This window comes from Acinetobacter sp. 24-47-47 (genome assembly GCF_057737035.1).
Window position 1 is genome coordinate 1,834,727 of sequence record NZ_CM173216.1, and the last position, 12,844, is coordinate 1,847,570.

The 12,844-nt window shown below is 38.4% G+C and carries 13 protein-coding genes; 7 read left to right on the top strand and 6 right to left on the bottom strand.

The window, feature by feature from the left end; all coding sequences use genetic code 11:
• Positions 1 to 84 precede the first annotated feature (84 nt).
• A complete protein-coding gene (ahpC, locus tag AC1M9E_RS08610) occupies positions 85 to 648 on the top strand; it encodes an alkyl hydroperoxide reductase subunit C (RefSeq protein WP_035270191.1) in 564 nt (187 codons plus the stop codon).
• 76 nt (positions 649 to 724) lie between these two features.
• On the opposite strand, the gene AC1M9E_RS08615 is transcribed toward ahpC, so the two are convergent.
• Together AC1M9E_RS08615 and AC1M9E_RS08620 are read right to left on the bottom strand one after the other, a co-directional pair.
• Positions 725 to 1,309 (bottom strand): O-methyltransferase, encoded by a 585-nt coding sequence (locus AC1M9E_RS08615; RefSeq protein ID WP_481607625.1) that lies wholly within the window; start codon positions 1,307 to 1,309, stop codon positions 725 to 727.
• Between the two features lie 65 nt (positions 1,310 to 1,374).
• Positions 1,375 to 1,596, bottom strand: a complete 222-nt coding sequence (locus AC1M9E_RS08620) for a DUF1653 domain-containing protein (protein WP_035270203.1) — start codon at positions 1,594 to 1,596, stop codon at positions 1,375 to 1,377.
• A 236-nt stretch (positions 1,597 to 1,832) separates the two neighbouring features.
• Between AC1M9E_RS08620 and ahpF the strand changes: the two genes are divergently transcribed.
• The 4 genes from ahpF to AC1M9E_RS08640 all read left to right on the top strand — a co-directional run bounded on the left by ahpF (position 1,833) and on the right by AC1M9E_RS08640 (position 6,111).
• Positions 1,833 to 3,398 (top strand): alkyl hydroperoxide reductase subunit F, encoded by a 1,566-nt coding sequence (gene ahpF, locus AC1M9E_RS08625; protein WP_481607626.1) that lies wholly within the window; start codon positions 1,833 to 1,835, stop codon positions 3,396 to 3,398.
• Positions 3,399 to 3,572: 174 nt separating this feature from the next.
• Entirely contained in the window at positions 3,573 to 3,917 is a 345-nt protein-coding gene (locus AC1M9E_RS08630) for a hypothetical protein (protein WP_035265393.1), read from the top strand.
• Positions 3,918 to 4,066: 149 nt separating this feature from the next.
• Positions 4,067 to 4,768, top strand: coding sequence for a VIT1/CCC1 transporter family protein (locus AC1M9E_RS08635; RefSeq protein ID WP_180028406.1), 702 nt, complete (start codon positions 4,067 to 4,069; stop codon positions 4,766 to 4,768).
• 131 nt (positions 4,769 to 4,899) lie between these two features.
• Positions 4,900 to 6,111 (top strand): YeeE/YedE family protein, encoded by a 1,212-nt coding sequence (locus tag AC1M9E_RS08640; protein ID WP_481607628.1) that lies wholly within the window; start codon positions 4,900 to 4,902, stop codon positions 6,109 to 6,111.
• Positions 6,112 to 6,366: 255 nt separating this feature from the next.
• Here the strand turns inward: AC1M9E_RS08640 and AC1M9E_RS08645 are convergent, their stop codons facing one another.
• From AC1M9E_RS08645 to AC1M9E_RS08655, 3 genes are all read right to left on the bottom strand, one after another.
• On the bottom strand, positions 6,367 to 7,665 hold the full coding sequence (locus tag AC1M9E_RS08645) for a dicarboxylate/amino acid:cation symporter (RefSeq protein ID WP_035265514.1): 1,299 nt from the start codon (positions 7,663 to 7,665) through the stop codon (positions 6,367 to 6,369).
• 536 nt (positions 7,666 to 8,201) lie between these two features.
• Positions 8,202 to 8,981, bottom strand: coding sequence for a TIGR03915 family putative DNA repair protein (locus tag AC1M9E_RS08650; protein ID WP_481607629.1), 780 nt, complete (start codon positions 8,979 to 8,981; stop codon positions 8,202 to 8,204).
• A complete protein-coding gene (locus AC1M9E_RS08655; protein ID WP_180028409.1) occupies positions 8,982 to 10,241 on the bottom strand; it encodes a putative DNA modification/repair radical SAM protein in 1,260 nt (419 codons plus the stop codon). It abuts the gene before it with no gap.
• Positions 10,242 to 10,419: 178 nt separating this feature from the next.
• Between AC1M9E_RS08655 and AC1M9E_RS08660 the strand changes: the two genes are divergently transcribed.
• Together AC1M9E_RS08660 and AC1M9E_RS08665 are read left to right on the top strand one after the other, a co-directional pair.
• Complete coding sequence (locus AC1M9E_RS08660; RefSeq protein ID WP_488224691.1) at positions 10,420 to 11,469, top strand: NAD(P)H-dependent flavin oxidoreductase; 1,050 nt, start codon at positions 10,420 to 10,422, stop codon at positions 11,467 to 11,469.
• A gap of 73 nt (positions 11,470 to 11,542) precedes the next feature.
• Positions 11,543 to 11,743, top strand: coding sequence for a hypothetical protein (locus AC1M9E_RS08665; protein ID WP_180028411.1), 201 nt, complete (start codon positions 11,543 to 11,545; stop codon positions 11,741 to 11,743).
• A gap of 45 nt (positions 11,744 to 11,788) precedes the next feature.
• Here AC1M9E_RS08665 and dusB read toward each other — a convergent pair whose 3' ends face one another.
• Entirely contained in the window at positions 11,789 to 12,835 is a 1,047-nt protein-coding gene (dusB, locus tag AC1M9E_RS08670; RefSeq protein ID WP_481607631.1) for a tRNA dihydrouridine synthase DusB, read from the bottom strand.
• Positions 12,836 to 12,844: the final 9 nt, after the last annotated feature.

A 12,844-nucleotide genomic window follows, 5' to 3' on the forward strand; every position in this document is an offset into this window, starting at 1 on the left:
ATGTAAAAATACCATTTCAGCACAGAACGAAAGTTCGATACTCTAATTGAAAATTAAAGACTAACCTCAATCATGGAGACAATGATGAGCTTAATTAATACTGAAGTTAAACCATTCGCAGCTACAGCTTACCACAACGGTCAATTCGTAGACGTGACTGAAGCTGATCTTAAAGGCAAATGGTCTGTAGTATTTTTCTACCCTGCTGACTTCACTTTCGTTTGCCCAACTGAACTTGGTGACCTTGCTGACAACTACGCTGAATTCCAAAAATTAGGCGTGGAAATCTACGGTGTTTCTACTGACACTCACTTCACTCACAAAGCTTGGCACGACACTTCTGACGTAATTGGTAAAATCCAATACCCATTAATCGGCGATCCAACTTGGACTCTTTCTAAAAACTTCGAAGTTCTAATCGAATCTGCTGGTCTTGCTGACCGTGGTACTTTCGTAATCGACCCAGAAGGTAAAATCCAAATCGTTGAAATCAACGCTGGTGGTATCGGTCGTGATGCTCAAGAACTTCTTCGTAAAGTTAAAGCAGCTCAATACGTTCACGCTCACCCAGGCGAAGTTTGCCCTGCTAAATGGAAAGAAGGCGATGCAACTCTTGCTCCTTCAATCGATCTAGTTGGTAAAATCTAATTCATTAGATAGCACTAAAAAAAACCACGCTTTGCGTGGTTTTTTTGTGTTCAATCCATCAAATTCTCAATCACCATCAATTCCGCGTAATCATCAATAATCCACACCCAATATTCAGCGTCATCGTGCAAAAATCAGGATCAGCCTTAACATCCTTTAAAAAACTTTGTATTTCAGCAGCATGGGAAATCACTTTATCTACAAGTATTACGCCATGTTCAGGATGTAGTACCTTTTTTAAATATTGCCAATAATCAGGATATGCATGTCGATTCGCATCTAAGATAATTAAGTCATACACATCGCCTTCATTAATTAATAAATTAATTGCATCACTGCTGATAAAATCAATAAGGTGATCTAAACTAAACTGTTTGGCGTACTGAGTCGCAAGTGCTGTTCTTTTTGAGTTTATATCAACCGTCGTCACTCGACCCTGATGATCCGAAACCGACTCCGCCATCCATAATGTTAAATATCCTGTCGAAGTTCCTATTTCAAGAATTCGTTTAGAGGTCTGGATCTTAATAAGCATCGAAATATAATGGGCAGATTCTGGTTTTATATTTCGATATCTCAGATCGCGATCAGTTTGATATGCATCATGTTGAATTAACTGCTGATATAAACTTTGCATTTGACTTAAAAATTCAGCATTCATGACATATTCTCATTGAATCGATTTCTATAAACTAATCAAAGATAAAGTCTTTACTATGACAATCATCATAATTTTTGAATCAATTTAAAACGTTCAATTTCACGATCATCATCCTCTAGATAAATGCTTTCTGTAAACATCGCTAATGGCCTTACCCATATTGAATAATCTCCATAAAGGCATTGATAGACCACAAGCTTTTCTTGAGTTTCACTATGCGTCGCTACATGAAGGACTTGATAAAGTTGTCCTTTATAGTGTTTATAAATGCCTCTCTCTAAGGTCATAATTGGTCCTCGCTCATATCTATTAAAATAATTTTAATGTAAATATCTGAATTCGAATTGCTTTTATACTTGAAAATTCAAGTTTTAACTCAATACTTTCATACAACTACACCAAAGACTTTGATTAAATTCATTTTTCCGATTGAATTTATAAAAACAAACTGTTTTATCTATTCAATCAATTGTCTTAGTATACCTGTATCGAATGAATTATTACTCCTTTGGAGACGTTAGCAATGTTAGATCAAAATACTTCAGCTCAATTAAAAACGCTTTTAGAACGCCTTGAAGGTCCAATCGAATTGGTTGCGACTTTAAATGATTCAGACAAATCTGCAAAAATCAAAGAACTTGTGGAAGAAGTGGCTGCACTGTCTCCATTCGTCACAGCTCGTTTTGATGGTCAAAATAAACGTGCGCCGAGCTTTGGTATTGCAAAAGCAGGTGAAGAACCGCGTGTCTTCTTCGCAGGTTTACCAATGGGTCATGAGTTCACTTCTTTGATTTTGGCATTGCTACAAACTTCTGGTTATGCACCAAAAGTATCTGATGAAGTATTAGCATCCATCAAAGCTTTAGAAATCAAATCTGACTTTGACGTATTCGTATCTTTAAGCTGTCATAACTGTCCAGATGTGGTTCAAGCACTTAATTTGATCGCAATCTACAACCCTGGCACAACTGCAACCATGATTGATGGTGCATTCTTCCAAGACGAAGTTGAAGAACGCAAAATCATGGCTGTCCCAATGGTGTTCCAAGACAACGAACATATTGGTCAAGGTCGTATGACATTGGAAGAAATTGTTGCGAAGCTCGATACTAACTCTGCAGCGAAAGATGCTGAAAAACTCAATGCCAAAGATGCATTTGACGTGCTTGTGATCGGTGGTGGTCCTGCAGGTAACACATCTGCAATCTATGCGGCTCGTAAAGGTATCCGTACAGGAATCGTTGCTGAGCGCATGGGTGGTCAGGTCATGGACACCATGGACATTGAAAACTTTACATCAGTGCAAAAGACGCAAGGTCCTAAGTTTGCGGCTGAAATGGAAGCACATGTTCGTGAATACGGTGTCGACATCATGAACTTACAACGTGTGTCTGACATCAAAGGTGCGGATGAAACTGCCAACGGTTTAGTTGAAGTGACTTTAGAGAATGGTGCAAAACTTGAATCGAAAACGGTCATCCTGTCTACAGGTGCTCGTTGGAGAGAAATGAATGTACCAGGTGAGCAAGAATACAAAACCCGTGGTGTTGCGTACTGCCCACACTGTGATGGCCCATTGTTCAAAGGTAAACGTGTGGCTGTGATCGGTGGTGGTAACTCTGGTGTTGAAGCTGCGATTGACCTTGCAGGTATTGTTGAGCATGTCACTTTGGTTGAGTTTGATACTAAGCTGCGTGCTGACCAAGTATTACAAGACAAACTTAACAGCTTGCCAAATACCACTGTCATCAAAAATGCGCTGTCTACAGAAGTTGTGGGTGATGGCAAACAAGTGACTGCACTGAAATACAAAGACCGTGCGACGGATGAAGAGCACATTGTTGAACTTGCGGGCATCTTCGTACAAATTGGTTTGTTGCCAAATACGGATTTCCTCAAAACGACAGAGGTTGAGCTTTCAAACCGTGGTGAGATTGTGATTAACGATCGCAACGAAACCAATGTAAAAGGTGTATTTGCTGCGGGTGACTGTACAACAGTACCTTATAAACAAATCATCATTGCCACTGGTGAAGGCGCGAAAGCATCACTGTCAGCGTTTGATTACATCATTCGTTCTGGACAGTAATTTCAGCCTTAATATACCGCATTAAAGTGTAGCCCTGAGAAAACTCTTTCTCGGGGCGTTTTTATAAGCCAATATTATCTTTACAATTTTTGAATAAAACTTTATTTAAAATCTGCTTATATTGTTCTCATCCATGCTACTTGGATACTCATTGAATTAAAAAAGGAAGATAAAATGAATAAGATTCTTGTTGCTTTAGGTCTTGCTGCTACAGTTGCTTTGGTTGGGTGTAATAAGGATAAAGCTCCTGAAACTGGCGCGACAACTGGTGAACATTTAGAAAATGCCGCTGAACAAGCAGGTGCAGATATTCAGAATGCGACTGAAGATGCAGCTCAATCAACTGCAACTGCAGTCGACAATGCTGCTGATGCGACAGCGCAAGCTGCAGATAATGCTGCTGCACATGCTGAAAATGCTGCGCACAACGCTTCAGAAGCGGCTAAAGAAGCAACTGCTAATGCAGCAGCAGCTGTAGAAGAAGGTGCAGCGAATGTAAAAGAAAAAGCTCAACAATAATTTGAGTTCTACCAATTAAAGCCTCTTTAGAGGCTTTAATTTTTTCTCTTACAGAGCAATTTTACAGCCCCAAGATACGAATCAAGCCTATACTGTATGAATAACAACTCTTTTTTGAATAACATTTTCAGATAATAAGACAAAATCCTATGAGCTATTCACATCATACAGAACCACATTATATACATCGCACAGGTTGGTTAAGAGCTGCTGTTCTTGGTGCCAACGACGGTATAATTTCAGTCACTAGTTTAATCATGGGGATGGCAGCAAGTGGCGCGAATCAACATACCCTTTTAATCACTTGTATTGCTGGTTTGATTGCAGGCGCAACCTCCATGGCAGCTGGTGAATATATTTCGGTAAAATCTCAGTCTGATATTGAAGAAGCTGATCTAAAGTTTGAAGCAAGTGAGTTAGCACGCAATCCACAAATCGAACTGAAAGAATTAACGCATATTTATGTACAAAGAGGATTATCACCCGAACTTGCTCATCAAGTTGCTATACAACTGAGCGAGCATGATGCGTTAGCTGCACATGCACGTGATGAAATTGGTATCCATGAAAATACAACAGCTCAACCTTTTCAAGCCGCTTGGTCTTCTGCCACCGCCTTTTCAATAGGTGCAGCTTGCCCTATGATCGCTATACTAATCAGTCCTCCTGCATATTTAGAATACAGTGTTGCCTTTTTTTGCATTTTAGCGTTATTTATTCTAGGGGCTTTATCTGGATATTTTGCTGGAACGTCTAAAGTAAAATCTGCATTGCGAATTACGCTTTGGGGAATCGCAGCGATGGCATTTTCAAGTTGGATTGGCTCACTGTTTAATGTACATGTCGGCTAACATATAAGAATTACAAATATATAAAATCAATATTACTCAGCAGCATTTAATGCATAAATGCAGTGTAGGACTATCAACCCACAATCAATCAATTAAAATACTGATGTGTTTTATCAGCTTTTCTTATCTTCATGTCCATTATTGCAGCTCAATCTGACCGATCACAGTCATCGGTCTGGATCGCTATTGTTTTATTGATTGTAGGCACCCTTGGTGCTTATCAAATTGTGGGAATTAATCAAGCCCTGTTATTCCTTATTGGTGGTGCGCTTGGTATGACGCTCTACCATGCATCATTTGGTTTTACATCGAGCTGGCGCGTTTTTATTAAAGAACGCAAAGGTCGTGGTTTACGTGCACAAATGATTATGCTCGCACTGGCAGTGCTGCTCTTCTTCCCAGCTTTAGGTGCAGGTGAATTATTTGGTCAACCCGTTAAAGGCAACGTCAATCCCGTATCGATGTCCGTGATGATTGGTGCATTTATTTTCGGAATTGGCATGCAACTGGGTGGTGGTTGCGCATCTGGGACACTCTATACAGTCGGTGGTGGTAGCTCACGTATGCTGATCACTCTATTCTTTTTCTGTTTAGGCTCACTGATCGCTACTTCACATATTGAATGGTGGTTTGCACTGCCACACTTAGCCCCTATTTCAGTAGTACAAAGCTTTGGTGTTATTCCAGCGCTAATACTCAATTTCGTGCTATTTGGTTTGATCGCATTAGCAACAGTCTACTTCGAGAAAAAACGCCACGGTCAGCTTGAACAAGAACCTGTTGCAGCACATCAAGGCTGGAAACGTTTCTTAAAGGGACCATGGCCTTTAATTTGGGGTGGTATTATTCTCACCCTGCTTAATTTCGCCACGCTTGCATTGGCTGGTCGCCCATGGGGTGTCACATCTGCACTCGCAGTATGGGCAGCGAAAGGTGCAACATTAGTCGGAATTGATGTAACAGCTTGGGACTATTGGCAACAACCTGGAAATGCTAAAGCTTTAGCAAATTCGTTGTGGTTTGATATCACCTCTATGATGAATTTTGGCATCATGCTCGGCGCTTTACTTGCAGCAGGTCTCGCTGGAAAATTTGCACCGAGTCTTAATATCCCTAAACGCTCAATTCTAGCAGCAGTCATTGGGGGGATCATGTTGGGTTATGGCGCTCGATTAGCATACGGTTGTAACATCGGTGCTTATTTCAGCGGCATTGCATCAGGCAGTCTACATGGGTGGTTATGGCTGATTTTCGCTTTTATTGGTAATGGTATAGGTGTGAAACTTCGTCCACTATTTTTCCCGAATGAAAAGCCTCAGCCTGAAAAACTTACAGGTTGCTAATCAGCAAATATCGATATTTGAGAACGCCTAATTTCAATTGGGCGTTTTTATCTTTCTATAGTGCAATTACAACCACTTAATAGAATAAGAAAAAGAAAGGAGTATTAAATTTCATCCGATTAAAATCAGCTAAGTCACCAAAGTTTGTTCTTATAATAAGTCTTTATGTGCTTACTTTGAGTTTGTTAAATGCTGCATCATCTATATAAAAACCCATCCGAAGATGGGCTTAAGATTTAGATATTAAAAGTGAAGTCAAGCCTCTACTTTCTTTTTCAAAGTTGCATCTAATTGTTCTTTATCTAATGCATTATCCCAACGTGCTACAACGATTGCTGCACAAGCATTGCCAACAAGGTTAGTTAATGCGCGGCATTCAGACATAAAACGATCGATACCTAAAATAAGTGCCATCCCTGCAACAGGTAATGCTGGAACAACGGATAATGTAGCTGCCAGAGTAATAAAGCCCGCCCCCGTTACACCTGCAGCCCCTTTTGAACTAATCATCGCAACCAACAAAATTGTGATCTGTTCCCAAATGGTCAAATCGATATTACAGGCTTGAGCAATAAAAAGAGCAGCCATCGTCATATAGATATTTGTACCATCTAAATTAAATGAATATCCAGTTGGAATGACCAAACCAACGACCGACTTTTCACAACCTGCTTTTTCCATTTTATTCATCAGCGTTGGAAGTGCAGCTTCAGAAGAGCTCGTGCCTAATACTAACCATAATTCATCTTTGATATAGCGGATGAGATCAATGATAGAAAATCCATTGTATCGTGCAACTGCTCCCAGAATAAGCAGAACAAATAAAAGTGAAGTAATATAGAACGTTACGATTAATAATAGTAAATTTCCAATACTCGAAATACCGAAAGCACCAATCGTATACGCCATCGCACCAAATGCACCAATTGGAGCTAGTTTCATCAACATACCGACAAGGTAAAATACCGGAGCGGTCAGTGTCGTTAAGAAGTCTGTAACTGGTTTCCCTTTTTCACCCACCGCTGCAAGCGCTAAACCAAATAGAACAGCAACAAATAAAACCTGAAGAATATCACCACCCGCCAAAGGACTGATTAAAGTCTTTGGTATGATATTCATGAAGAAGTCAACAATAGAGGCATCCTGAGCTTTTTCAACATAAGTTGAAACTTTGTCACCTTCTAAAGCAGCAGGATCGATATTAAGACCTTTACCCGGCTGAATAAGATTAGCAACAATCATGCCCACAATCAGCGCAAGCGTAGAGAAAGTTAAAAAGTAAGCCATTGCTTTACCCGTCACTCGCCCCACTGCGCCCATATTCGTCATACCAGCAATACCCGTGACCACAGTCAAGAAAATAACGGGTGCAATGATCATTTTGACGATTTTAATAAAAGCATCGCCAAGAGGTTTTAAACTTGCCCCCAACTCCGGCATAAAATGTCCAAGTGTGACACCCGCAATAATTGCAAAGATGACTTGAACATATAAAATTTGATAAAACTTTTGCTTCTTAGGTGGTTGAGATTGCTCATCAACGTGAATATCCATGGAAGGCCCTTCTAATTCAAAAAAGTGAATCCATTGTTAAATGCAATAAATTTCACACTCAAAAATGAATTGCGCGTTAAATAATTTCAAAGGTCGAAATTCTAGTGACATTCACTTTTTGAATGAAAAAGTCGGGCTTAACTATTAGTCTAAGAAAAAAAGATTTATGGAGTCCAATTGGGCTGAGATGACTAAATATGAATCGTCATAAAAATTAACTCATATAAAATTAAGTTTTGATATTTTTAGAAAAAAAAATGAAAATTAAAAATTCATAAGTTAATTTTGAATATTAAAAATACAAATAATTTTATTTTATGACCCAATATATACCTATAAAGTATAATTAAATTTTAATGCAATCTAAGAACAATATATATAAATATATAATTCAATAGTTTATATGAATTACTCCTAAATAAATATAACAAAAAAATATTAAAATTTTTAGCCGTATAAATTTAAAACACTCTTATATAATCGTTTTTATTATATTTTATTAATTAAATTCAAAAACTTATTTTTAAAAAATCATACTAAACCTGTTTTTCATTCATATATCTCCAATACCTTTTAGGTACGTATTGAACATGCAACTTAGGATTATCACGTGCCACTATATTTACACTCTTAAAATAATCCTTCCAAAGTTGATCATATAGCTCTTCTTGATCATCGAGTTCAATCATGAATGATTGACTAGAACCTATATGGATATTTTGATCAATTTCGGCTGCATTCAAATTAACTTGATGGACTTGCTTCAAATCATAGTAAATTCCGTAGCGTCGCTTTTCATCATAAATTAACCAACGCTGGTCTTGATAACGTGCTTTGAAATGCTTAGAGATTAAAGGCAGAACATTAAAATCTGGTCTTACTAATGATAAAAATAAACCATCCTTACACTTTTTAAAGCGAACAAATGCCTCCATTCGGTGCTTTTCACGACCAACTTGTTTAGCCCATTGTGCAAGCGCTAAAACATCATGATGACCGAAATTTTTTTCAACGGCATATTGGTGCTTAAAGATATAAATGGAATAATCAAATAGATGTTGGTATGCCACTTCCTGCTCAGACAAAAAAGTAAAATACCAATTACGCAAACTTGAAGCAGAAATTTTAGATTTTAAACCTTGCCAGACTCGTTCAGCTTGCTTTTCTTCACTGTAAACTCGGACTGACTCATCAAATAAATTCTGGTGAGAGTTTCCTTCAGTTTGAACTTTTACGTCGAACTCTTTGAATTGAAAAGCTCTAAATACACAGCACAGCAACCCAGTCATGGTACCATCAAAAACATACACAGCCATTTAAAACCCAAATCCTAGTTGAGGTGACAGTTGTTTCACATATTTTGATTGCCCACTTTGTAAAATTTGCTGGCGGATCTGATGAGCGTGCTGTTCTCTTTTAAACTTAGGTGTATCAGCACATCGAATAAAATGTTGAGCACGATTATAAGCAACGCCTAAGCGCTTTAACTGATCGATATGAATTTTTCCAAAACGGCGAGCCTGTACAATTTTCTTAGCAGATCTCACACCAATGCCAGGAACACGTAAAATCATTTTATATTCAGCAGTATTAATATCCACTGGAAACTGCTCTGGATGTCTTAAAGCCCAACCTAATTTAGGATCAACCTCTAAATCTAAATTGGGATGTGCTTCATCCACAATTTCGTTGGCTTCAAATCCATAAAAACGCATTAACCAATCTGATTGATATAAGCGATTTTCTCGCAATAACGGCGGTGCAGAACCTACAGCAGGTAAAGCAGACTCTTCTGGATTGATAGGTATATATCCTGAGTAATACACCCGTTTTAATTTAAAATCTTTATAGTGCTTGTCAGCCATCAAGATTACATCACGATCTGTTTCGTGATGCGCACCGACCACCATTTGTGTTGTCTGACCAGCAGGCACAAATTTAGGAACCGACTTGATTAGTTTTCTCTCATCTTTCAATTCAATCAAACGGTCTCTCACAATACCTAAATCTTTCTGCACTTCTGCATGCGACTTTTCAGGTGCAAATTTCACCAAGCCTTCTTCTGTCGGCATTTCTAAGTTAATGCTCATCCGATCGACATACAGTCCAGCCTCATGAATAATTTCTTGCGAAGCGCCCGGAATAGTTTTGAGATGAATGTACCCATTAAAATTTTCTTCCAGTCTTAATTTTTTTACGACTTGAAGCATTCTCTCCATGGTGTAATCCGCGGATTTAAAAATTCCTGAACTTAAAAATAACCCTTCTATATAGTTTCGACGATAAAAATTAATGGTCAGATCTACCACTTCTTGGACGGTAAATGCTGCTCGCTTTACGTCATTTGAACGGCGAGAGACACAATACGCACAATCATAAATACAGACATTTGAGAATAAAATTTTTAATAATGAAACACAGCGACCATCTTCGGTATAACTATGGCAAATTCCGGAACCTGTATTACCAAGACCTTTATCTTTGTTCTTGCGGTTACTACCACTTGAGGAACAAGACACATCATATTTGGCAGCATCAGCTAAAATCTGTAATTTTTCACGGATACGATCAGACATATATGTAAGGGGAAACAATGAGATTTCGAATATTATAATTGTTTATTTATTCTACTAAATGTCGCTGATCATTCATGCGACACAGTTTGACGCTTTGCATTTTCGCACTAAATAATGAATATAATTTGATTCTCCGATCATGATTGTGCAAAGTGAAATTAAATCATGGAGCTTGATTATGTCTTTACTCGAACAATTATCCATTCAGCATCCCATTTTTTTGGCGCCAATGGCTGGGGTATCCACACCAGAACTGGCAGCTGAAGTATCCAATCAAGGTGGATTGGGGTCTCTTGGTTTAGGTGCTGCCAGTATCCAAAATGCTCGACAACAAATAGTTGCAACTCAAAAATTAACAGATTTACCCTTTCAGGTGAATTTCTTTTGCCACAAACCAACTGAACTTGATTCTGAACGGAATCTAAATTGGATAAATTATCTAAAACCCCACTTTGATAACTTTAATACTGAACCACCCAAAGAATTAAAATGTATTTACCCCAGTTTTTTAGATAATGATGATTTTTTAGATTTAGTCTTAGAAACTCGACCTAAGGCGGTGAGTTTTCACTTTGGGATACCTCATGCACATCAAATAGCTGCCCTCAAAGAGGCTGGTATTATTACGATGGTATCAGCAACGAACTTAGCGGAAGCTAGAGCAATTGAAGACGCTGGGATTGATATCATCATTGCACAAGGTATTGAAGCGGGAGGACACCGTGGTATTTTTAATGAGCATTTTGACAGTGCAATCAAAACAGCAGATTTAATAAAATTACTTGTTCCTACCTGCAAGATACCTGTCGTAGCAGCTGGTGGAATCATGAATGGCTTTCAAGCTAAATATATGATGAATCTCGGAGCTTCAGCCGTACAACTCGGTACTGCATTTGTACAATGCAAGAGTTCAGCTGCAAATGCAGCTTATCGTAATGCATTATTAAGTAAGCCTTTAACTCAAATTACATCAAGCATCTCTGGGCGACCAGCGAGAGGGATAATCAACAGTTGGTCAACTCTCGTAGATTTACCTCAGCGTGAGTTAGTTGCTCCCTACCCTTATGCATATGATTTAGGTAAACAACTAAATGCAGCAGCATTAATCAACAAAGATGAAAGTTTTGGTGCATTCTGGGCAGGAAGTAATGTAAATCAAATCAGAGTTTTAGAAGCACCTGATTTAATCAATCAAATCATATTAGAAATTGATCAATATGATACTTAAATAATCGATAAAACCCATACCGAGCTGTAGTTTTTTAATTTACAATGAATTGTTAAATTATGTAGCGAAAAGTATGGGTTTTGTATTATTAGCACTTATGGCGTTTGGATTCGGAATAGACACCTATTCACATGCTCAAGATAAAGATCAGTCCACTCAACATAATGTTGAGCAGCTAGATGCTCAAATTTTAAATCAAGATCAATCACATTCTTCTGAAGAGAAAAAATCGGATTCTGAAATAAATTTACAACCTCTTGAATTTAAACAGTAGAATCTATGAATAACTTATTTCAGTTAAGTGCAGACATATAGAAACTCAACCTGATTTTAATAAATCCACAGATTCCACTTGAACATCACTCATAATTTGCCCTTCTGACAAAAGTAAATCGAAATAATTGGCTACGACTTTGGCTTGTTCCGCTGTACTTTCTACTTTGTACATATTCTGACGAAATTCATTACTTGAGTGGAGACCTTTTGTGTACCACGCGATATGTTTACGTGCAATGCGACAGCCTGAATACTCACCGTAAAATTCATATAGCTCATTCAGATGTCCCAATAGAACTTCTTTCACTTCAGCAATCGATGGCGCTGCAAGTGGCTGTCCCGTTTTTAAATAATGAGCAATTTCTCTAAAAATCCATGGACGACCTTGTGCTGCTCGGCCAATCATCACGGCATCAGCACTAGTATGATCTAATACATACTTGGCTTTCTCTGGGCTATCAATATCTCCATTTGCAATGACTGGAATAGAGATATTTTGCTTCACTTCTTTAATTAGATCATAACGTGCAGTATTTAAATACATATCTTCCCGTGTACGACCATGCAATGCTAAAGCTGCAATACCCGCTTGTTCTGCGCGCTTCGACACACGCATAATATTTTCATGTCCGTTTAAAAATCCTAAGCGCGTTTTAAGTGTTACAGGGACATCTACTGCCTCGACCACCGCATCTAAAATTCTGGCTACCAAGTCTTCATCTTGTAAGAGTGCAGAACCTGCTAATTTATTGCACACCTTTTTCGCTGGGCAGCCCATATTGATGTCAACGATTTGAGCACCATTTGACACTTGATATCGTGCAGCTTCAGCTAAATCCCGTGGCTCTGATCCTGCTATTTGTGCTGAAATTGGAGCAATTTCACCATCAAAGTTGGCTCGGTAGAGACTTTTCTTGCTCATACGAAGCGTTTTGTCAGAAGTCATCATTTCACTAACTGCATGTCCTGCACCAAAATATTTACACAAGGTTCTAAATGGTCGATCCGTTACACCTGCCATGGGTGCTACAAAAACAGGAGTTGTTTTTTCGCGATCAAATAAATCACGGATCACAGGATGTTGAGACATGAATAATAC

Excerpts from the sequence above, each read along its gene's own strand:
- AC1M9E_RS08650 (WP_481607629.1), bottom strand. The coding sequence starts at position 8,981 with ATGGCTGTGTATGTTTTTGATGGTACCATGACTGGGTTGCTGTGCTGT.
- ahpC (WP_035270191.1), top strand. The coding sequence starts at position 85 with ATGAGCTTAATTAATACTGAAGTTAAACCATTCGCAGCTACAGCTTAC.
- AC1M9E_RS08630 (WP_035265393.1), top strand. The coding sequence starts at position 3,573 with ATGAATAAGATTCTTGTTGCTTTAGGTCTTGCTGCTACAGTTGCTTTG.
- AC1M9E_RS08620 (WP_035270203.1), bottom strand. The coding sequence starts at position 1,596 with ATGACCTTAGAGAGAGGCATTTATAAACACTATAAAGGACAACTTTAT.
- AC1M9E_RS08615 (WP_481607625.1), bottom strand. The coding sequence starts at position 1,309 with ATGAATGCTGAATTTTTAAGTCAAATGCAAAGTTTATATCAGCAGTTA.
- AC1M9E_RS08655 (WP_180028409.1), bottom strand. The coding sequence starts at position 10,241 with ATGTCTGATCGTATCCGTGAAAAATTACAGATTTTAGCTGATGCTGCC.
- dusB (WP_481607631.1), bottom strand. The coding sequence starts at position 12,835 with ATGTCTCAACATCCTGTGATCCGTGATTTATTTGATCGCGAAAAAACA.
- AC1M9E_RS08660 (WP_488224691.1), top strand. The coding sequence starts at position 10,420 with ATGTCTTTACTCGAACAATTATCCATTCAGCATCCCATTTTTTTGGCG.
- AC1M9E_RS08645 (WP_035265514.1), bottom strand. The coding sequence starts at position 7,665 with ATGGATATTCACGTTGATGAGCAATCTCAACCACCTAAGAAGCAAAAG.
- AC1M9E_RS08635 (WP_180028406.1), top strand. The coding sequence starts at position 4,067 with ATGAGCTATTCACATCATACAGAACCACATTATATACATCGCACAGGT.
- AC1M9E_RS08640 (WP_481607628.1), top strand. The coding sequence starts at position 4,900 with ATGTCCATTATTGCAGCTCAATCTGACCGATCACAGTCATCGGTCTGG.
- ahpF (WP_481607626.1), top strand. The coding sequence starts at position 1,833 with ATGTTAGATCAAAATACTTCAGCTCAATTAAAAACGCTTTTAGAACGC.
- AC1M9E_RS08665 (WP_180028411.1), top strand. The coding sequence starts at position 11,543 with ATGGGTTTTGTATTATTAGCACTTATGGCGTTTGGATTCGGAATAGAC.